Genomic DNA, 18559 nt, shown 5'->3' with positions numbered 1-18559 from the left:
GCTAGGCTTGTAAGATAAGACCTGTGGCCGATAAAGCGAGCGGCGGGCATGAGGGAACTTGCGGGCATTGGGGCCCTGTTGGCAGGACTTTGGCTGGCCGCGGCGGAGGCAGGTTTCCGCAGCCCGGAATCGCTGGTCCGCAATGTCTATGCCCATTACGGCGAAGGCGCGCCGGAGCTGTCGAAAGGCCTGCCGCGCGACGCCGTGACCGCCCGCCAGTTCTTCGATCCGCCCCTGCGCAAGGCCTGGAGCACGCCGAGGGTCGAGCCCTATGATTTTCTGGTGCAGAGCCCGAGCTGGAAGCTCGGCCCGGTCGCGATTGAGGTCGTCCGCAAGCAGTACGACAAGACCTATGTCGCGGCGAATTTCGACAATCACGGCCGCCGGGTGGTGCTGAACTTCGTCCTCGTGAACGGGCCCGAGGGCTGGCTGATCACTGATGTCGAGAGCCCGCACGACTCCTTGCGGATGTTTCTGGAGCAGTTTCGGAATTGAGGGTGGCCAACCACTGCTGTCTCCGCACCGTCATTGCGAGCGCAGCGAAGCAATCCAGAATCTTTCCGCGGAGGCAGTCTGGATTGCTTCGTCGCAAGAGCTCCTCGCAATGACGGGGCTAGCAGCGGAGCTCAGCCCTACTCCTCCGGCGCATTCTCGATCGGGTCGAACCGGCTGGCATCGAGCCCAAGCAGATTCCACGACTGCTGCATGTGCGGCGGCAGCGGCGCGGTGGCGTCGATCACGCCGCCGCGCGGATGCGGAATGACGATGCGGCGCGCGAGCAGGTGCAGGCGGTTTTGCAGGCCGCCCGGCAGTTGCCAGTTCTCGATGTTGAAATATTTGGGATCGCCGACGATGGGATGGCCGATATGCTCCATGTGGGCGCGCAGCTGGTGGGTGCGGCCGGTCACCGGCTTCAGCGACACCCAGGTCAACTTGTTGCCGGCAGTCTCCACCACCGCGTAGTACGTCACCGCGTGGCTGGCGCCCTCGTCGCCATGCTGGGCGATGCGCATGATGGTGTCGTCTTCGCTCTCCTCCTTCGCCAGGAAGGTCGAGATGCGGCCCTGCTTGGGCTTGGGCAGGCCCGGCACCAGCGCCCAATAGACCTTTCGCGCCGACCGCGAACGAAATGCACCGGTCAGATGCGAGGCGGCAAAGCGCGTCTTGGCGATCAGCAAGCAGCCCGAGGTCTCGCGATCGATGCGATGCACGAGGCGCGGCTTCTGGCCCTTGGCATCGCGCATCACCTCCAGCATCTGATCGATGTGCCGCGTCATGCCCGAGCCGCCCTGCACGGCGAGGCCGGCCGGCTTGTTCAGCACGAGGACGTCGTCGTCCTCCCAGATCGTCATCTCCTTCAGCGCCTTGAGCGTCTTCTGCGCAGCCTCCGAGAGCTCGCCGACAACCTTCGGCGCGTCGAGCTTCAGCGGCGGAATGCGGACGCTCTGCCCTTCCTCCAGCCGGTCCTTGCTGTCGACGCGCTTGCCGTCGACCCGCAGCTCGCCTTTACGGACGACGCGCTGGATGTGGGAGAACGACAGGCCGGGAAAGCGCGCCTCGAGGAATCGATCGACGCGCATGTTGTTCTCGTCGGCCGACACGATGACGGTCTGCACCTTGGTCGGCAGCAGCGCCTCGACCGGCTTCTCCGGCGCAGGCCTTTCCTGGGCGGCTTTGGACGGCCGCCGCTCGGCGCGCTCGGGGCCACGCCGCTCGGCACGTTCTCCGGCAAAGCGCGGCGGCTTCCCGCCGGGCTTGCCGCCCGGACGCGGTCCGGCCTTCTTCGCGCTGCGCGCCTGATGTGGACGTGCGTCGTCGCGCTCGTCACGCGAACGGGGCTTCGGGTTCATTCTCTTGATGCGGCGGCTCATGGTTGCCTGCGTACCCTAAAAGCGGCCTTCCGTCACGGTGAAATGGCCGCCTCTAGCGCGAGCCGCCCCGCTCCTTGCGCAGCTTGGCCCAGTAATCCAGCCGCTTCCTGATCTCGCGCTCGAAGCCGCGCTCGGGCGGGTCGTAGAAGGTCTGGCGGCCCAGGGCTTCCGGGAAATAGTCCTGCCCGGAGAAGGCGTCGGGGGCGTCGTGGTCGTATTCGTAAGCCGCACCGTAGCCTTCCGACTTCATCAGCTTGGTCGGCGAGTTCAGGATGTGCTTGGGCGGCAGCAGCGAACCGGCCTGCTTGGCGACCTGCATCGCGGTGCCGAAGGCGGTGTAGACCGCGTTCGATTTCGGCGCGGTGGCGAGATAGACCACGGCCTGCGCGATGGCGAGCTCACCCTCGGGATGGCCGAGGAAATCGAAGGCATCCTTCGCCGCATTGGCGATGACGAGCGCCTGCGGATCGGCAAGGCCGATGTCCTCCACCGCCATGCGCACGACGCGCCGGGCCAGGAACAGAGGGTCCTCACCGGCGTCCAGCATGCGCGCGAGATAATACAGCGCGGCGTCGGGATCGGAGCCGCGCACCGACTTATGCAGCGCCGAGATCAGATTGTAGTGGCCGTCGGCCGACTTGTCGTAGATCGGCGCGCGGCGCTGCAGGATGTCCTGCAACTGCGCGGCGTTGAAAATCTCGTCCGCTCGCGCCGAGCGCCAGACCTCTTCGGCGAGCGTCAGCGACGCGCGGCCGTCACCATCGGCCATGCGTACCAGCACCGCGCGCGCTTCGGCGTCCAGCGGCAGCTTCTTGCCCTCGACCGCCTCGGCATGCGCGAACAGCTTTTCGATCGCGGCCGCGTCAAGCGAGCGGAACACCAGCACGCGCGCGCGAGAGAGCAACGCCGCGTTGAGCTCGAAAGATGGATTCTCCGTGGTGGCGCCGACCATCACCACCGTGCCATCCTCCATCACGGGCAGAAACGAGTCCTGCTGGGCGCGGTTGAAGCGATGTACCTCGTCGACGAACAGCAACGTGCCCTTGCCCATCTCGCGGCGGGCGCGCGCGGCATCGAACGCCTTCTTCAGGTCGGCCACGCCGGAGAACACCGCCGAGATCTGCTCGAAATGCAGATCGGTGGCGTCCGCCAAGAGCCGCGCCACCGTGGTCTTGCCGGTGCCGGGCGGGCCCCAGAACACCAGCGAGCCCAGCGTGCGCGTCTCCAGCATGCGCGTCAGCGCGCCGTCGGGACCGAGAATGTGATCCTGGCCCACGACCTCCGACAGCGCGCGCGGACGCAAGCGATCCGGCAGCGGATGCGGGGCCTCGTGATCGAGCCCCGCCGCGGCGAAGAGCGTTGGCGTCTCCTGTGGTCGCTTCGGACTCATCCGCCCAGCGTGACGTTGATCTGCTGACCGCCGCGCACCAGCGTGATGCGCCAGATCCGCGGGCGCTCGCCCGCGGCCTTCTCGAGATCGCCGGTCTTGCTGATCTTCTGGTTGTTGACCGCGAGGATGATGTCGCCCTTCTGGAAGCCGACACTCGCCGCCGCGCTGTCGCCGCCGAGATCGGCGATCACGACGCCTTCTGTGTCGGCGTCCAGATGCAGCTCGTCGGCAACCGCCGGCGTGATGGTCGAGACCTTCGCGCCCTGGAACGGCGAACGCGCGGTAATGACGAGCTCGCTGCGCCCGGTGTCGGGCGCGGTCTCCAGCGCCACCGCCAGCTTGACCGGCTTGCCGCCGCGCTGCACGTCGATCTGCGCGGTGCCGCCCAGCGGGCGCGTGGCGAACCGATAGTCGAAGGCGTTGGGATCATCCACGGCCTGGCCGTCGATCCCGGTGATGAGATCGGAGGATTTCAAGCCAGCCTTGGCCGCGGGGCCGTTCGACACCACGCTCGCGACCAGCGCGCCGGTCGGCGAGCGCAGACCGAGGCTCTCGGCGATCTCCGGCGTCACCGCCTGCAATTTCGCGCCGAGCCAGGGACGCTTCACCGCCTTGCCGCCGCTCTTGGCGGAGGCGACGACGACACGCACCATGTTGGCGGGAATCGCAAAGCCGATGCCCTGCGAGCCGCCGGAGCGCGAATAGATCGCGGTGTTGATGCCGGCGAGCTTGCCGCTCATGTCGACCAGCGCACCGCCGGAATTGCCAGGATTGATCGCCGCATCGGTCTGGATGAAGAACTGGTAGTCGGTGATGCCGACCTGCGTGCGCGCCAGCGCCGAGATGATGCCGTGCGTCACCGTCTGGCCGACGCCGAAGGGATTGCCGATCGCGAGCACGATATCGCCGACCAGCAGCTCGTCGGAATTGGTGAAGTCCAGCGTCGGGAATTTCTCCTTGGTGTCCTTCAGGCGGAGCACGGCCAGATCAGTGCGCGAATCTTTCAGCAGAATCTCGGCCTCGAACTCACGCTTGTCCGACAGCGACACCCTGACCTGGTCCGCACCCTCGATGACATGGACGTTGGTGACGACGAGGCCGGAGGCATCGACGATCACACCGGAACCGAGCGAGCGCTGCATCTGCTCGGGCTGCTGGCCCGGCACGCCGAAGAAGCGGCGGAAGATCGGATCGTCCAGCAGCGGGTTGCGGTTCTGCACTACCTTCGCGGCATAGACGTTGACGACCGCCGGCTGCACCCGCTGCACAATCGGCGCATAGGACAGCCGCAGTTCGGCCGGCGACGACGGGACCCGACGGTCCTGCGCAGCAGTCGGATTGAAGTGAGCTGAAAACGCTATGCACAATGCAGTGACGATAGCGGCGGGACGGATCGATCGAAACATTCCTACCTCTCGGAAAAGACGACGGAATATAGGCGCGTTCGTCCCCCAATAGAAGGGCGCCGGGCGGCAATATTCGGCCCCTTCCCCGGTGTGTCCGGAATGCAAGTGGGCCGTGCGAATCGGTAATTTGCCCGGGCGGTGGATTGGCATGATGCGCGTCATCTTGCATGCTGATGGGAAGCGGATTCGGTTGCGACGAATTTGCATCAGTGGGAACCGCGCAACCGGGCGCAGCGTCGCGGGGCAGTCATCGACCACACCTAGGCTCTCCGTTCGCGACTTGGGGAAGTTCGTCAAACGATGGAGGCGTAACGTGAGCAGGACAAGGATTGCAGCCACGGCGATTGGTCTCGCCGGCGCGCTGGCGGCCTCGCAGGCCCAGGCCCAATCGGCCAGCAACAGTGAGCAGGAAATTGCGCTGCTGAAGCAGCAGCTGAAGCTCCTGGAGCAGAAGCTCGACAAGCTCCAGAGTCAGACCGCCGCGAACACGGCCGCCACGGCGAAGGCCAAGGCCGAAGCAAAGGCCGAGGCCAAAGCTGAAGCGCGATCGGAGGCGAAGGCGGTCGTCGCCAATGCCAACGCGGCAATCCCGCTCAAGGGACCGGCGCATCCGTCAGGCGTCGTGGTGACGATGCCGAACAACCGGCCGACCATCTGCACCGCCGACGAGGCCAACTGCGTTGCCATCACCGGCCGCGTGCATTGGGATGTCGGCGGCTACGATTACCGCCCCAACACCGCGGCCACCGTACCGCAGAAACTGGACAGCGGCGAGAACGTCCGCCGCGCGCGCATCGGCGTCACCGGCAAATTCCTCAACGACTGGAATTTTGCCCTGATCTACGATTTCGGCGGCTCGTCCGACGGCTTTGGCGGCACCGGCGCCGCCGGCGCGACCCCTGTCGGCTTCCTGCCCGGCGGCGGCACGTCCGGCATTGAGAACGCGTATATCAGCTACACCGGGCTGAAGCCGTTCGGCGGCAAGATGGCGATCGAAGCCGGCATCATGGATATTGCCTGGACCTTGGATGAATCCACGAGCTCCAACGATATCGCCTTCATGGAGCGAGCCTCGGTCGGCATCATCGCGCAAAATATCGCCGCCGGCGATTTCCGTTCTGCCGCCGGCGCCCGCTGGTACAACGACGTGTTCTACGCCGGCGCCTACGTGACCGGCCCGACCACGGGTGCCATTCACTCGGCCTCGAGCATTTCACCTCCCGGCACCAGCGAGCAATACGGCGCGACGGCCCGCGTTGCGGGCCAGGTCGTGAGCGGCAACGACTACTCGGTGCATCTCGGCGCCGACGCCGAGTGGCTGATCCAGCCACCGCGCAATCTGGTCGCGAACACGCAAACGCTTACGCTCAGCGATCGTCCCGAGCTGCGCATCGATCCCACGACGCTGATCTCGACCGCTGCGATTGCAAATGTGTCGGGCGCGCAGGTCTATGGCGTGGAAGCCGCGGCCACCTATGGACCGCTCTGGGTCCAGGGCGAATACTACTGGTTCAACATCGATCGCGGTGCGAACACTGCCGTGCCGCCCATCGGTACGTCGAGCCTGAAATTCCAGGGCGGCTACGCTCAAGCGGCCTATGTCCTGACCGGTGAATCGCGCAAGTACAATCCGGGCAACGCGGCCTATGGCGGCGTCAAACCGAACAATCCGTTCTCGATCAACGGCGGCGGCTGGGGTGCATGGGAGATCGCCGGTCGCTACTCGACCGTGGATCTGAACGATCAGCTGGCGACCGCTGCCGGAATCGCCGGCGGGCGGCAGACCGTCTACACGCTGGCGCTCAACTGGTACGTCAACGGCAACGTCCGCTTCATGCTCGACTACCTGCACGGCACGGTGTCGAAGCAGGCCACGGCGGTGTCGGCGGCGGACACCGGCTCGAAGTTCGACGCGGTCGCGTTGCGCACGCAGTTTGCGTTCTGAGCTCGTCGTCCCGGGGCGCGCGAATGCGCGAACCCGGGACCCATAGCCACAGGGAGTGGTTTGGCGAAGGCTCGGAGTTGCCGGCTCGCGCCACAACTTGCCTCTGTGGTTATGGGTCCCTGCTTTCGCAGGGACGACACCGAGAGCTGGGCGGCCTACCTCTCACTACGCCGCCCGCTTCGGCTTCTTCACCACCACCGGCGGCGGCGCGCAGGACAGCCGCTGCTGATGGCTCTCGCCCCAGGCCTTGAGGATGTCGATCACCGGCTTGAGGCTCTCGCCAAGCTCGGAGAGGCAATACTCCACGCGCGGCGGCACCTCCGCATAGACCTTGCGGATGACGAGCTTGTCCTCCTCCAGCGCGCGAAGCTGTTTCGTGAGCATGCGCTGGGTGATGCCGGGCATCCGGCGGCGCAATTCGCCGAAGCGCTGGGTTCCGCTCTGCAGGTGGTAGAGGATCACGCCCTTCCACTTGCCGTCGATCAGATCCAGCGTCGCCTCGACCGAACAGCCGGGACGACGGGCAAAATTGCGCCGTTTCATGCGTGTTTTCCCAATAGTATCCAAACAGGGACTGTATCCCCGAATTTACAGTACTTGCCAAATGGACGCCAGCGGGACAGTTAGCAGGCCAGGCGCACGCGACAAGCTGCGCCAACTGATGGAGACACGCCATGAAGGCCGTCGGCTACAAGAAGTCGCTTCCGATCGAGGACGCGAATTCACTGATCGATTTCGAGACCGCAAAACCCGAGCCGAAGGGGCGCGACATCCGCGTCGCCGTGAAGGCGATCTCGGCCAATCCGGTCGATTACAAGGTGCGCAAGCGCGCCGCCCCGCCCGAGGGCGAGGTGAAGATCCTGGGCTATGACGCCGCCGGCGTGGTCGATGCCGTCGGCCCCGATGTCACGCTGTTCAAGCCGGGCGACGAAGTGTTTTATGCCGGCTCGATCCTGCGCCAAGGCACCAACGCCGAATTCCACCTGGTCGACGAACGCATCGTCGGTAACAAGCCGAAGTCGCTCTCGTTCGCGCAGGCAGCAGCCCTTCCCCTCACCTCCATCACCGCCTGGGAATTGCTGTTCGACCGTCTCGGCGCCGTACCCGGCAAGAGCGTCGATCTGCGCACGCTGCTGATCACGGGCGGTGCCGGCGGCGTCGGCTCGATCCTGATCCAACTCGCGCGTCGCCTCACCGGGCTCACGGTGCTCGCGACCGCGACGCGGCCGGAATCGCAGAAATGGTGCCTCGATCTCGGCGCACACGCGGTGATCGATCACGGCAAGCCGATGAAGGAGCAGATCGAGAAATTGAAGCTGCCGCCGGTCGCGCTGGTGGCGAGCCTTACCTTCACCGACCAGCACTACAAGGCGATCGCCGAGTTCATGGCGCCGCAGGGCAGGTTCGGCCTGATCGACGATCCCCCGGAGTTCACCATGAGCACGTTCAAGGGCAAGGCGATCTCGGTGCACTGGGAATCGATGTTCACGCGCTCCTCGTTCCAGACCCCTGACATGATCGCGCAGCATCATCTGCTCAACGATGTCGCCGACCTCATCGACAAGGGCGTCTTGCGCACCACGCTCGACCAGACCTTTGGCACGATCAATGCCGCCAATCTCAAGCGCGCGCATGCGCTGCTGGAGAGCGGCAAGTCGCGCGGCAAGATCGTGCTGGAGGGGTGGTAGCAGCCCCGACCTCGGTGTGTAGGGTGGGTTAGCGCAGCGTAACCCACCTCTTCTTCTTGTTCTGCGGAGACACCCAGTGGTGGGTTACGCGAGCGGACTGCGCTTCGCGCAGCCGCGCGCTAACCCACCCTACGTTTCCGCTACGCCCTCGACAAATATCAATTCGCCGCTCCAGCGCAGCGGCGCGGATCTTCAACGCCTCGGCGTATTCCGGCGAAGCGTACCATTCCTTCAGCCTTGTCATCGACGGGAATTCGACGACGACGATGGCCTTCGGCGGAAGGTTGCCTTCCGCCAGCTCGGCCTTGCCGCCACGGACGAGATAGCGTCCGCCAAACTGCGCGATCGTCTTCGCGGCAAGCGCGCGATAGGCTTCAAATCCCTCGAGGTCGCGCATCTCGACTTCAGAAATCACATAAGCGGTCATAGGTGGCTCTTACGCGATCGTATTGACGATGCCACCTTCCGCCCGCAGCGCCGCGCCATTCGTTGCGGACGCCTCCTTCGACGCGACATAAACGACCATGTTCGCGATCTCCTCGACACTCGCAAAACGCTGGATCAGCGAGCTCGGGCGATGCTGCTTGACGAAATTGGCTGCCGCCTCGTCGACGGACTGCGCGTTTTGCTTGGCGAGATCCTTCACGAAAGTCTCGACGCCCTCCGACATGGTCGGGCCCGGCAGCACCGAATTGACGGTGACGCCCGTGCCGCGGGTGAGCTGCGCAAGGCCGCGCGCGACCGACAGCTGGGCCGTCTTGCTCATGCCGTAGTGGATCATCTCGACTGGAATGTTGAGCCCGGACTCCGAGGAGATGAAGACGATGCGGCCCCAGTTGCGCTTGAGCATGCCCTTCATGTAGGCCCGCGACAGCCGCACGCCGCTCATCACGTTGACCTCGAAGAAGCGGGTCCAGTCCTCGTCGGGGATGTCGAAAAAATCCTTCGGCTCGAAGATGCCGGCGTTGTTGATGAGGATGTCGACCTCCGGCAGAGCGGCCACAAGCGCCTTGCAGCCGGCAGCGGTGGAGACGTCGGCGGCGATGCCGCGGACCTTGGCGCCCGTCCCTTCCAGCTTGCGCACGGCCGCATCGACCTTGTCCTTGCCGCGCCCGTTGATCACGACGCTCGCGCCCGAGGCGGCAAGGCCTTTGGCGATGGCATGGCCGATGCCGGCGGTCGAGCCGGTCACGAGGGCGGTCTTTCCGGAAAGGTCGATGTTCATGTACTATCTCCATCAGATTGATGATCGGGATATCGGACGCCGCGGATCGGGCTGCAATCGGCGCTCACCAATCAGTGAGATGCCCGGCACCTTTCCTGCAACCCCGCGGACACCGTCCACCGCCACTGGAACAATTGTTGCTTGTCTATCCGGGATTCTCTTGCTCACACAGAAACGGAAGAACGACGCGATGAACAGAACGGCTTTAACGGTTGCGCTCGGTTTGGTCGGTTTGATTGCTGGCAATGCGCCCGCACCGGCTCAGGCGGTCTATCCGGAAAAGTCGCTGCAATTGATCGTCCCCTTCCCGCCCGGCGGCGCCTCCGACGTGGTCGCGCGCATCATCGGCGGCGAACTGGAGACGCGGCTCGGCAAGCCCGTGATCATCATGAACCGTCCCGGCGGCGGCACCACGATCGCGGCCAAGGAGGTCGCGCGCTCGGCGCCTGACGGGTACACCCTGTTCTTCAGCTCGAACTCGAGCTTCACGCTGCCGGCGGCCGTCAAGGAAAGCGTGCCTTACGATGCGGCGAAGGACTTTGAGCCAATCGGCCGGACCGGAAAGATCACGCTGGCGCTGGTCACCTACAAGGACAACCCGATCAAGGACGTGGCTTCGCTGGTCGCCGAGGCGAAGGCCAATCCCGACAAGCTGTCGCTGGCGTCCTTCGGCGTCGCGACGGTGTCGCATTTTGCCGGCGAGCTGTTCAAATCGGCCGCCGGGGTCAAGATGGTCCACCTGCCCTACAAGGGCAGCGCGCCGGCGATGAACGACCTCATCGGCAAGCACATCCAGTACCACGTCGACACCGTGATCGCGGTGAAGCCGCAGATCGAGGCCGGCACCGTCAAGGTGCTCGCGGTGTTCTCGGGCAAGCGCACGCCCTTCCTGCCCGACGTGCCGACGCTCGCCGAGCTCGGCTATGGCAATATCGACTTCGCCTCATGGGGCGCCGTGGTCGCGCCCAGGGGGCTGCCGCCGGCCGTTCACGACAAGCTGTCGGCGACGCTAGAGGAGATCATCAACAGTCCCTCCGTCGTCGAGCGCTTCAGCAAGGTCGGCTTCGAGCCGGGCTTTGCGCGCTTCGACGATTGGGCGGGCGCGGTGACCAAAGAGACGGCGGAGATGAAGGACATCGCGCAGAAGGCGGGAATCAAGGAGGAGTAATCTTCCGCTCGCCAACGGAAGTGATGGGTACGGCGCAAGTGCGCAGTGCTCGCCCTGCAGGTCCGCTCCCGCTACACCGTCATTTTTTCTGGGCGACGGCCTGAATCTCCTTCCAGTCGAACCTGTCGGCGAGCGCCAATGCCTCGTCCTCGCCGACGCCCTGATAGGTGAAGCTGAACACCGCCTCTTTGCCGAGCGCGACGATCAGCATGCCGGACTTGTCCTTGACGTGGAAGGTCTTGAAGACCTGCATGCCCCGCGCGCTGCCTGTGATCATGTGACCATCCGCCGTCTGGACGTTCATGCCACTCTGAATCGGCGCCAGCGCCCCCTCGGCGGCCGGGCCGAGAATGATGGTGGCGTGAGCCTGCGCCTCACCGCGTTCGTAGTCGCGCGTCGCGGTGGTCACGCTGGTCTCTGCCATTTGCATCGACATGCCCTCCGGCTTCTTGCCCTCCCAACCATTCAGATCGACCAGGAACGGCAGAAAGCGCTGAAATGCCTGCTGGGCTTGCGCGAGGCCGACCGGCCAGATCATTGAAAGCGCCAAAAGAACAATGGAGATCATGTATCGCGGCTTAAACATCGCTTTCCCTCGGAGGTTGAACGCGAACAGTAGAGTTGCATTCGTGGCGTGAGAAAGGCGGCACGGCAGCGAGGCCGGACGGTAGACGCGCGACGTTGTAGATAAAAAAAGCGGCGCCCGAGGGCGCCGCTTTCAATTCAGATTTGCGATGCGGCTTACGCCGCCTCGGCTTCCTTTTCCTGCACCGGGCCGGAGTCCTGGCCCTTGGCGTCGACGTCGCGATCGACGAACTCGATCACGGCCATCGCGGCGTTGTCGCCGTAACGGAAGCCGGCCTTGATGATGCGGGTATAGCCGCCCTGGCGGTCCTTGTAGCGGGTCGCCAGCACGTCGAAGAGCTTCTTGACCTGATCCTTGTCGCGCATCTCGGAGATCGCCTGGCGGCGCATGGCCAGCCCGCCCTTCTTGCCGAGGGTGACGAGCTTCTCGACGATCGGACGGAGCTCCTTGGCCTTCGGCAGCGTGGTGACGATCTGCTCGTGCTTGATCAGCGCGGCCGCCATGTTGGCGAACATCGCCTTGCGATGCTCGGCCGTGCGGTTGAGCTTCCGATGAACCTTGCCGTGACGCATGTGTGTAGTCCTTACTTTAAAACTGCCGCGACGGTTCGTCGGACATGTTGCTCAGGTGGGCTGCCTGCGTTCGCCCATGGTGTCATTCCGGACGACGCGAAGCGGCGATCCGAAATCTCGAGGTTCCGGGTTCGGCTCTGCGAGCCGCCCCGGAACGACGAATTCTCAGTAATGATCCTCGAAGCGCTTGGCGAGCTCGTCGATGTTCTCCGGCGGCCAACCCGGCACTTCCATGCCGAGGTGCAGACCCATCTGGGCCAGCACTTCCTTGATCTCGTTCAGCGACTTGCGGCCGAAGTTCGGGGTGCGGAGCATTTCCGCCTCGCTCTTCTGCACGAGATCGCCGATGTAGACGATGTTGTCGTTCTTCAGGCAGTTGGCCGAACGCACCGACAGCTCGAGCTCGTCCACCTTCTTGAGGAAGGCCGGGTTGAAGGCGAGGTCCGGGATGATCTCCTGGGCGACTTCCTTGCGCGGCTCTTCGAAGTTGACGAACACGTTGAGCTGATCCTGCAGGATGCGGGCGGCATAGGCCACCGAGTCATCCGGCGAGATCGCGCCGTTGGTCTCGATCGTCATGGTCAGCTTGTCGTAGTCGAGGATCTGGCCCTCGCGGGTGTTCTCGACCTTGTAGGAGACCTTGCGGACCGGCGAGTACAGGCTGTCGACCGGGATCAGGCCGATCGGCGCGTCCTCGGGACGGTTGCGCTCGGCGGGCACGTAGCCCTTGCCGGTGGAGACCGTGAACTCCATGCGGATCTCGGCGCCCTCGTCGAGGGTGCAGATCTGGAGGTCCGGGTTCAGCACGGTGACGTCGCCGACGGTCTGGATGTCGCCGGCGGTGACGACGCCCGGGCCCTGCTTCTTCACGACCATGCGCTTGGGGCCTTCGCCCTGCATCTTGATCGAGATGTCCTTGATGTTCAGCACGATATCGGTGACGTCCTCACGGACGCCAGCGATCGAGGAGAACTCGTGCAGCACGCCGTCGATGTGCACCGACTGCACCGCCGCGCCCTGGAGCGAAGAGAGCAGGATGCGGCGCAGCGCGTTGCCGAGGGTCTGGCCGAAGCCGCGCTCGAGCGGTTCGGCGACGATGGTCGCGAAACGCGAGGAGTCACTGCCGGGCGTGACCTGGAGCTTGTTCGGCCGAATCAGTTCTTGCCAATTTTTCTGGATCGTCACTGTTTCACCCATACAGGCCAGTCGAACTGCCGTTGCAGACACTGGCGTTGGAGAAAGGCCGCAGGCCACGCCCGCGGCTTCTTACAAAAGTCATTGCGGGCGCCGATGCGCCCGCAACTTGGTATCAAACGCGCCGACGCTTGCGGGGACGGCAGCCGTTGTGCGGGATCGTGGTCACGTCGCGGATCGAGGTGACGGTGAAGCCCGCGGCCTGGAGCGCGCGGAGCGCCGATTCGCGGCCCGAACCGGGACCGGCGACTTCGACTTCCAGCGTGCGCATGCCGTGTTCCTGCGCCTTCTTCGACACGTCTTCCGCCGCAACCTGCGCGGCGTACGGGGTCGACTTGCGCGAGCCCTTGAAGCCCATCGTGCCGGCGGAAGACCAGGCAATCGTGTTGCCCTGCGCGTCGGTGATGGTGATGGTCGTGTTGTTGAACGACGAGTTCACGTGCGCAACGCCGGAGGCGATGTTCTTGCGCTCACGACGGCGAACGCGGGTGGCTTCCTTGCCCATTGAGTCCCTTTCCTGAAGATCTCAAACGCCGCCGTAATGCCAGCGGCTACACCTGTGGAACGAAAAGCGCGTGGCGAACGGGTATCCCCTTTCGCCACACGCCGCGATGGAGTGCGAAAACTTACTTCTTCTTGCCGGCGATGGCCTTGGCCGGACCCTTGCGCGTACGCGCATTGGTGTGGGTACGCTGACCGCGCACCGGCAGACCGCGACGATGACGCAGGCCGCGATAGCAGCCGAGGTCCATCAGACGCTTGATGTTGATGCCGACCTCACGACGCAGGTCGCCCTCGACGAGATAGTCGCGGTCGATCACTTCGCGGATCTGAAGAACTTCGGCGTCGCTGAGCTGATTGACGCGACGATCCTCGGGGATCTTCACCTTCTCGATGATGTCACCGGCGATCTTCGGGCCGATGCCATGGATGTACTGAAGCGCGATCAGCACGCGCTTGTTGGTGGGAATGTTCACGCCGGCAATACGGGCCACGGCCTTCTCTCCTGTTGCCGATCCCTCGTCAGGAATCGGGCTTAAGTGCTTGCTTTCTCGGGCAGGTGTTCACAAACGCGAACACGACGCCCACCCCCGGTCTTCCTGGGGCCCGGCATCGTCTGAAACTATCCGACTTGGATGCGGGGCTTATTAGGGGATTCCAGGGGCTTTCGTCAACCGCTGCTAGCGCTTGGCTCGCTTTTTCGTGACCTTTTTTGGTCCCTTCTTCGAACCTTTTTTGACGGTCTTCTTGGCGGTTTTCTTGGCGGCTTTCTTCGCCGCCTTCTTGGTCCCCTTCACGGCCTTCTTCGCCGTCTTTTTGGTGGTTTTGGCCGATTTGGCGGCCTTTTTGGCTGTTTTCACCGCCATTTTGGCCGATTTCTTGCCAGCCTTGGCTTTCTTGGCCGGCGCCGCCTTGGCCGCGCTGCGGGCGTGGGTCTTGGGTTCCACCGCCCCGAGCGCCAGGAGCTGGCGATGGATGGCGCGGGTGACCTCGTCGATGGCCATCATGCCGTCGATGGTGGAGAGCTTCCGCCGCTCGGAATAGTAGTGAATCAGCGGTTCCGTCTGGCTGCGGTAGCTCGCGAGGCGCTTGGTCAGGACCTCCGGAGTGTCGTCGACCCGGACCTCCTCCCCGCGCTCCCGCATCTGGGCGACGCGGGTCTCGACGCGGCTCAGCAGCGCACTCTCGTTGACGCGGAGCTCGATCACGGCGTCGAGCTTCAGGTGCTTGTGCTTCAGCAACTCATCCAGCGCTTCCGCCTGCGGCACGGTGCGCGGGAAGCCGTCGAGGATGAAACCGTTCTTGGCGTCCGGCTGGTCGATGCGGTCGGAGATGATTCCAACCACGACGTCATCAGGGACGAGGCTGCCGCTGGCCATGATCTCCTTGGCCTTCAGCCCGACCGGCGTTCCCGCCGCAACGGCTGCGCGCAGCATCTCGCCGGTCGAGAGCTGGACGATGCCATAGCGCTGCACCAAGAGCTGCGCCTGGGTCCCCTTGCCCGACCCCGGCGGTCCCAGAAGTATAATTCTCATCGGCGTACGCCCCCCGGATTGGTGAGCGATACGTCGCGCACCTGTGTTTTGATATCAAGAGCGGTGCAAACCACAACCAGCGCCGCACCACCATCGACGACCATACTATAAGGCAGCCCTATCCCGTAAAGGTCGAACACCTCCGGAATCAACTGCAACGCAGTCAGGTAGACGGCTCCGACGACCGTCGTCAATGACACGACGCGATCGAGATAGCCGGCGGTCGCCTCGCCGGGCGCGACACCGGGAATGGTGCCATCGTGCTGCGCCAGGGATTTGGCCGTGTCTTCGGGATCGACGACATAGGCCGTGTAGATGAAGGCGAGCACGAAGACCGCGATCGACACGAGGATCATGTGCGCCGGCTGCCCCAGCTGGAGATGCCGGTAGGCCGCGGCGACCAAGGGGTGATCGCCGCCCAGGATGAAGCCGGCAAAGGCAAGCGGAAGAAAGAAGATCCACGGCGCCACCGTGACCGGAATTAGATACCCGGCGCTGTTGAGCTTGATCGGCAGCACGGCAGCGCGCGCCGGCAATTGCCGCGCGCCGACATTGAGCGCGCCGAATTCGACCCGAACATTTCGCCGCGCGCCTTCGACGAGAACGATCACGGCGACGGTCACGACCCAGAGCAAAGCGTGGATGAACACGAGATTGCCCGAGACCGCCCCGCTCCGCACGACATCTGCGATGCCGGCGACGTCTTGCGGCAGGGAGACGAGCATGCCGACACTCAAGATCACCGCCAGGCCGTTGCCGATGCCGTAGCGGGTGATCTGTTCGCTCAGCCACACCAGCACGAAGACGCCACCAACCATCGAGGCCGTAGCCGTCGTCACGAACCAGCCGTCCGGATTTCTGACGAGCTCCGGAATGGAAATCAGCGCGGAGGCGATGCCGTAGGCTTGAAAGGCAGCAAGAGCCAGCGTGAGTCCGAGCGTTGCACGGGCGACCTTGCGTCGGCCGTCCTCGCCCGAGCGCTCCAGCGAATTCAGGCCGCGCCACACCACGGACAGCAACCGGACAAAGATCGCCGCAGTCAGATAGGGAATGAGGCCGAGCGAAAAGAGCGAAAGGCGGACGTTGAAGTTGGGCAACGACGAGAGGCGCGAAACATCGAGCCCCGCGATCGGGATCTGGGTGCCGAGCCTGAAAAGGAGCAGCGCGCCAATCGTGAAAGCGATCCGGCGCGCGAGCTCCCTGCTCATCTAGAGCGACGCCGCACCTAGCGGCGGCGACCGCGCAGCTTGGACTTGCGGATCAGGCCTTCGTACTGATGGGCCAACAGATAGCCCTGCACCTGCGCCACCGTGTCCATGGTGACGCTGACGACGATCAGCAGCGAGGTACCGCCGAAGTAGAACGGCACCGAGGCATAGGAGATCAGGATCTCCGGGATCAAGCAGACGATGGCGAGATAGATCGCACCGAGCACCGTGATGCGCGACAGCACGTAGTCGATATATTCGGCGGTGCGCTCGCCCGGACGGATGCCCGGAATGAAGCCGCCATGCTTCTTCAGATTGTCGGCGGTCTCGGTCGGGTTGAACACGATCGCGGTGTAGAAGAACGCGAAGAACACGATCAGCGCCAGATACATGATCAGGAACAGCGGACGGCCATGGCCGAGCTGGGTGGTGATCCACTGGAACCATTCCGGCCCGCTGCCGGCGTTGAAGTTCGCAACCGTGGTCGGCAGCAAGAGCAGCGAGGATGCGAAGATCGGCGGAATCACGCCCGAGGTGTTGAGCTTGAGCGGCAGATGCGAGGACTGGCCCTCGAACATCTTGTTGCCGACCTGGCGCTTCGGATACTGGATCAGCAGCCGGCGCTGGGCGCGCTCCATGAACACGATGAAGGCGATCACGGCGACGGCCATGATGATGACGACCAGGATCAGGCCGGTCGACATCGCGCCCTGACGGCCGAGCTCCAGCATGTTGGCGAGCGCCGCGGGCAGCTCGGCGACGATGCCGGCGAGAATGATCAGCGAGATGCCGTTGCCGATGCCGCGCGAGGTGATCTGCTCGCCCAGCCACATCAGGAACATGGTGCCGCCGGTCAACGTGATCGCCGTGGACAGGCGGAAGAACATGCCGGGGTCGCTGACGACGTTGCCGGCGCCTTCGAGACCCACCGCGATACCGTAGGACTGGAACGCGGCCAGGATCACGGTCAGGTAGCGGGTGTACTGGTTCAGCAGCTTGCGGCCGGCCTCACCCTCCTTCTTCAGCGCCTCGAGCTGCGGCGAGACGGTGGTCAGGAGCTGGATGATGATCGAGGCCGAGATGTACGGCATGATGTTCAGCGCGAAGATCGCCATGCGGTGAATGCCGCCGCCGGCGAACATGTTGAACATGCCGAGGATGCCGCCCGCCTGGGACTTGAACACCTGTTCCCAGATGTTGGGATCGATGCCCGGCAGCGGGATGTAGGTTCCGAGCCGATAAACGAGCAGCGCACCCAGGGTGAACCAGATGCGCTTCTTCAGTTCGTCGGCCTTGGCAAACGCGCCGAAATTGAGATTGGCTGCCAGTTGTTCCGCTGCAGAGACCATCTTGGACTTTCTCCCGCCGCCTGTTGCGCCGTCATGCCCGCGGCCGGGCTACTATCTAGCGGACGCCGGACATTATCTGGGGCTCGGCTTCGATAAGTCCACGTCCCGCATGCGTAAAGGCCCGCGAGCCGCGGGCCAATGACGCAGTTGTTACGCCGCCTCGCCTTCTTCCTTGGCAGGGGCGAGGATCTTCACCGAGCCGCCGGCCTTCTCGACCGCCGCAATCGCGGTCTTGGTGGCGCCATGCACTTCGATGTTGAGCTTGGACTTGAGCTCGCCACGGCCGAGCAGCCGCAGGCCGGCCTTGGCGCGGCGCAGCACGCCGCCCTTCACCAGGGCCTCGACGTTCACGACGCTGCCGGCGTCGATCTTCTTGGCATCGACCGCTTCCTGGAGCCGGTCGAGATTGATCTCGGCGAACTCCACGCGGAAGATGTTGTTGAAGCCGCGCTTGGGCAGACGGCGATGCATCGGCATCTGGCCGCCTTCGAAACCCTTGATGCGCACGCCCGAACGCGCGGTCTGGCCCTTGCCGCCGCGGCCGGACTGCTTGCCCTTGCCCGAACCGATGCCGCGGCCGACGCGCATACGCTTTTTGCGCGAGCCGGCGTTGTCGGCGATATCGCTGAGCTTCATCGCCCTTCTCCTTGTGTCTTGCGCCCGATCGTCACCGAAAACCGGTCCCCGCTTTTCGGGATCGTGCGCCGCTTCTTACTTCTCGTCGACGATGCGGACGAGATGGTGAACCTTCTCGATCATGCCGCGGACCGCCGGGGTGTCCTGCAGTTCGCTGGTGCGACCGATCTTGTTGAGCTTGAGCCCGATCAGCGTCGAACGCTGCGAGTGATGGCGGCGGATCGCGCTGCCGATCTGCTCGAGCTTGATCGTTTTGGTGGCCTTGGCCATGGGAGTCTACTCCAA

19 protein-coding genes and 1 pseudogene are annotated in these 18559 nt (G+C 64.3%); 4 read left to right on the top strand and 16 right to left on the bottom strand.

Translation table 11 applies throughout. The features are described 5' to 3' along the window. The first annotated feature begins 48 nt into the window (after nucleotides 1-48). Nucleotides 49-495 carry a hypothetical protein gene (locus tag N2603_RS18440; RefSeq protein ID WP_260389869.1) on the top strand — a complete coding sequence of 149 codons (447 nt, stop codon included), beginning with the start codon at nucleotides 49-51 and terminating at the stop codon, nucleotides 493-495. Nucleotides 496-632: 137 nt separating this feature from the next. On the opposite strand, the gene N2603_RS18435 is transcribed toward N2603_RS18440, so the two are convergent. From N2603_RS18435 to N2603_RS18425, 3 genes are read right to left on the bottom strand one after another with little or no spacing between them, the layout of a single operon-like run. After that, a complete protein-coding gene (locus tag N2603_RS18435; protein WP_260389868.1) occupies nucleotides 633-1871 on the bottom strand; it encodes an RluA family pseudouridine synthase in 1239 nt (412 codons plus the stop codon). A gap of 52 nt (nucleotides 1872-1923) precedes the next feature. Next, entirely contained in the window at nucleotides 1924-3261 is a 1338-nt protein-coding gene (locus N2603_RS18430; protein WP_018647269.1) for a replication-associated recombination protein A, read from the bottom strand. After that, nucleotides 3258-4667: a DegQ family serine endoprotease gene (locus tag N2603_RS18425; protein WP_260389867.1), complete on the bottom strand. Its 1410-nt coding sequence runs from the start codon at nucleotides 4665-4667 to the stop codon at nucleotides 3258-3260. The genes N2603_RS18430 and N2603_RS18425 overlap by 4 nt, the downstream gene beginning before the upstream one ends. Before the next feature lie 313 nt (nucleotides 4668-4980). Here N2603_RS18425 and N2603_RS18420 point away from each other — a divergent pair, with 313 nt between their 5' ends. After that, a complete protein-coding gene (locus N2603_RS18420; RefSeq protein ID WP_260389866.1) occupies nucleotides 4981-6612 on the top strand; it encodes an OprO/OprP family phosphate-selective porin in 1632 nt (543 codons plus the stop codon). 165 nt (nucleotides 6613-6777) lie between these two features. On the opposite strand, the gene N2603_RS18415 is transcribed toward N2603_RS18420, so the two are convergent. After that, nucleotides 6778-7155 carry a winged helix-turn-helix transcriptional regulator gene (locus tag N2603_RS18415; RefSeq protein ID WP_018647266.1) on the bottom strand — a complete coding sequence of 126 codons (378 nt, stop codon included), beginning with the start codon at nucleotides 7153-7155 and terminating at the stop codon, nucleotides 6778-6780. Nucleotides 7156-7286: 131 nt separating this feature from the next. On the opposite strand from N2603_RS18415, the gene N2603_RS18410 reads away from it, so the two are divergent. Further along, complete coding sequence (locus tag N2603_RS18410) at nucleotides 7287-8300, top strand: zinc-binding alcohol dehydrogenase family protein (RefSeq protein ID WP_260389865.1); 1014 nt, start codon at nucleotides 7287-7289, stop codon at nucleotides 8298-8300. 129 nt (nucleotides 8301-8429) lie between these two features. On the opposite strand, the pseudogene N2603_RS18405 reads toward N2603_RS18410, so the two are convergent. Together N2603_RS18405 and N2603_RS18400 are read right to left on the bottom strand one after the other, a co-directional pair. Next, nucleotides 8430-8727, bottom strand: a pseudogene (locus N2603_RS18405) (DUF1330 domain-containing protein). Nucleotides 8728-8736: 9 nt separating this feature from the next. After that, nucleotides 8737-9525, bottom strand: a complete 789-nt coding sequence (locus tag N2603_RS18400) for an SDR family NAD(P)-dependent oxidoreductase (RefSeq protein ID WP_260389864.1) — start codon at nucleotides 9523-9525, stop codon at nucleotides 8737-8739. A 190-nt stretch (nucleotides 9526-9715) separates the two neighbouring features. Between N2603_RS18400 and N2603_RS18395 the strand changes: the two genes are divergently transcribed. Beyond that, a complete protein-coding gene (locus tag N2603_RS18395) occupies nucleotides 9716-10693 on the top strand; it encodes a Bug family tripartite tricarboxylate transporter substrate binding protein (RefSeq protein ID WP_260389863.1) in 978 nt (325 codons plus the stop codon). 79 nt (nucleotides 10694-10772) lie between these two features. On the opposite strand, the gene N2603_RS18390 is transcribed toward N2603_RS18395, so the two are convergent. The 10 genes from N2603_RS18390 to rpmD all read right to left on the bottom strand — a co-directional run bounded on the left by N2603_RS18390 (nucleotide 10773) and on the right by rpmD (nucleotide 18544). Next, the gene (locus N2603_RS18390) at nucleotides 10773-11231 is read right to left on the bottom strand and encodes a hypothetical protein (protein WP_260389862.1); all 459 of its coding nucleotides are present in this window, start codon (nucleotides 11229-11231) and stop codon (nucleotides 10773-10775) included. A 203-nt stretch (nucleotides 11232-11434) separates the two neighbouring features. Continuing rightward, complete coding sequence (rplQ, locus tag N2603_RS18385) at nucleotides 11435-11851, bottom strand: 50S ribosomal protein L17 (RefSeq protein ID WP_018647260.1); 417 nt, start codon at nucleotides 11849-11851, stop codon at nucleotides 11435-11437. A gap of 165 nt (nucleotides 11852-12016) precedes the next feature. After that, nucleotides 12017-13048 (bottom strand): DNA-directed RNA polymerase subunit alpha, encoded by a 1032-nt coding sequence (locus N2603_RS18380; protein ID WP_018647259.1) that lies wholly within the window; start codon nucleotides 13046-13048, stop codon nucleotides 12017-12019. Between the two features lie 112 nt (nucleotides 13049-13160). Beyond that, a complete protein-coding gene (gene rpsK / locus N2603_RS18375; protein WP_007603045.1) occupies nucleotides 13161-13550 on the bottom strand; it encodes a 30S ribosomal protein S11 in 390 nt (129 codons plus the stop codon). Nucleotides 13551-13671: 121 nt separating this feature from the next. After that, a complete protein-coding gene (gene rpsM / locus N2603_RS18370) occupies nucleotides 13672-14040 on the bottom strand; it encodes a 30S ribosomal protein S13 (protein WP_018647258.1) in 369 nt (122 codons plus the stop codon). 186 nt (nucleotides 14041-14226) lie between these two features. After that, a complete protein-coding gene (locus N2603_RS18365) occupies nucleotides 14227-15081 on the bottom strand; it encodes an adenylate kinase (RefSeq protein ID WP_260389861.1) in 855 nt (284 codons plus the stop codon). Continuing rightward, the gene (locus tag N2603_RS18360; RefSeq protein ID WP_260389859.1) at nucleotides 15078-16289 is read right to left on the bottom strand and encodes a preprotein translocase subunit SecY; all 1212 of its coding nucleotides are present in this window, start codon (nucleotides 16287-16289) and stop codon (nucleotides 15078-15080) included. The genes N2603_RS18365 and N2603_RS18360 overlap by 4 nt, the downstream gene beginning before the upstream one ends. 17 nt (nucleotides 16290-16306) lie before the next feature. Beyond that, complete coding sequence (gene secY / locus N2603_RS18355; RefSeq protein ID WP_018647255.1) at nucleotides 16307-17638, bottom strand: preprotein translocase subunit SecY; 1332 nt, start codon at nucleotides 17636-17638, stop codon at nucleotides 16307-16309. Nucleotides 17639-17788: 150 nt separating this feature from the next. Next, nucleotides 17789-18274 carry a 50S ribosomal protein L15 gene (gene rplO / locus N2603_RS18350; protein WP_018322273.1) on the bottom strand — a complete coding sequence of 162 codons (486 nt, stop codon included), beginning with the start codon at nucleotides 18272-18274 and terminating at the stop codon, nucleotides 17789-17791. A gap of 75 nt (nucleotides 18275-18349) precedes the next feature. Continuing rightward, nucleotides 18350-18544, bottom strand: coding sequence for a 50S ribosomal protein L30 (gene rpmD / locus N2603_RS18345; RefSeq protein ID WP_018647254.1), 195 nt, complete (start codon nucleotides 18542-18544; stop codon nucleotides 18350-18352). Nucleotides 18545-18559: the final 15 nt, after the last annotated feature.

The organism is Bradyrhizobium huanghuaihaiense (genome assembly GCF_025200885.1).
GTDB classification, from domain to species: domain Bacteria; phylum Pseudomonadota; class Alphaproteobacteria; order Rhizobiales; family Xanthobacteraceae; genus Bradyrhizobium; species Bradyrhizobium huanghuaihaiense.
Note: the sequence above shows the minus strand (reverse complement) of the source record. Positions and strands in the feature narration are given on the sequence as shown.

What these genes read in the sequence shown, in the direction of transcription:
- N2603_RS18360 (WP_260389859.1), bottom strand. Translation starts at nt 16,289, where the DNA reads ATGAGCAGGGAGCTCGCGCGCCGGATCGCTTTCACGATTGGCGCGCTG.
- secY (WP_018647255.1), bottom strand. Translation starts at nt 17,638, where the DNA reads ATGGTCTCTGCAGCGGAACAACTGGCAGCCAATCTCAATTTCGGCGCG.
- N2603_RS18390 (WP_260389862.1), bottom strand. Translation starts at nt 11,231, where the DNA reads ATGATCTGGCCGGTCGGCCTCGCGCAAGCCCAGCAGGCATTTCAGCGC.
- N2603_RS18380 (WP_018647259.1), bottom strand. Translation starts at nt 13,048, where the DNA reads ATGGGTGAAACAGTGACGATCCAGAAAAATTGGCAAGAACTGATTCGG.
- rplQ (WP_018647260.1), bottom strand. Translation starts at nt 11,851, where the DNA reads ATGCGTCACGGCAAGGTTCATCGGAAGCTCAACCGCACGGCCGAGCAT.
- N2603_RS18365 (WP_260389861.1), bottom strand. Translation starts at nt 15,081, where the DNA reads ATGAGAATTATACTTCTGGGACCGCCGGGGTCGGGCAAGGGGACCCAG.
- rpmD (WP_018647254.1), bottom strand. Translation starts at nt 18,544, where the DNA reads ATGGCCAAGGCCACCAAAACGATCAAGCTCGAGCAGATCGGCAGCGCG.
- N2603_RS18440 (WP_260389869.1), top strand. Translation starts at nt 49, where the DNA reads ATGAGGGAACTTGCGGGCATTGGGGCCCTGTTGGCAGGACTTTGGCTG.
- N2603_RS18425 (WP_260389867.1), bottom strand. Translation starts at nt 4,667, where the DNA reads ATGTTTCGATCGATCCGTCCCGCCGCTATCGTCACTGCATTGTGCATA.
- N2603_RS18415 (WP_018647266.1), bottom strand. Translation starts at nt 7,155, where the DNA reads ATGAAACGGCGCAATTTTGCCCGTCGTCCCGGCTGTTCGGTCGAGGCG.
- N2603_RS18410 (WP_260389865.1), top strand. Translation starts at nt 7,287, where the DNA reads ATGAAGGCCGTCGGCTACAAGAAGTCGCTTCCGATCGAGGACGCGAAT.
- N2603_RS18395 (WP_260389863.1), top strand. Translation starts at nt 9,716, where the DNA reads ATGAACAGAACGGCTTTAACGGTTGCGCTCGGTTTGGTCGGTTTGATT.
- N2603_RS18435 (WP_260389868.1), bottom strand. Translation starts at nt 1,871, where the DNA reads ATGAGCCGCCGCATCAAGAGAATGAACCCGAAGCCCCGTTCGCGTGAC.
- N2603_RS18400 (WP_260389864.1), bottom strand. Translation starts at nt 9,525, where the DNA reads ATGAACATCGACCTTTCCGGAAAGACCGCCCTCGTGACCGGCTCGACC.
- rpsK (WP_007603045.1), bottom strand. Translation starts at nt 13,550, where the DNA reads ATGGGCAAGGAAGCCACCCGCGTTCGCCGTCGTGAGCGCAAGAACATC.
- N2603_RS18430 (WP_018647269.1), bottom strand. Translation starts at nt 3,261, where the DNA reads ATGAGTCCGAAGCGACCACAGGAGACGCCAACGCTCTTCGCCGCGGCG.
- rplO (WP_018322273.1), bottom strand. Translation starts at nt 18,274, where the DNA reads ATGAAGCTCAGCGATATCGCCGACAACGCCGGCTCGCGCAAAAAGCGT.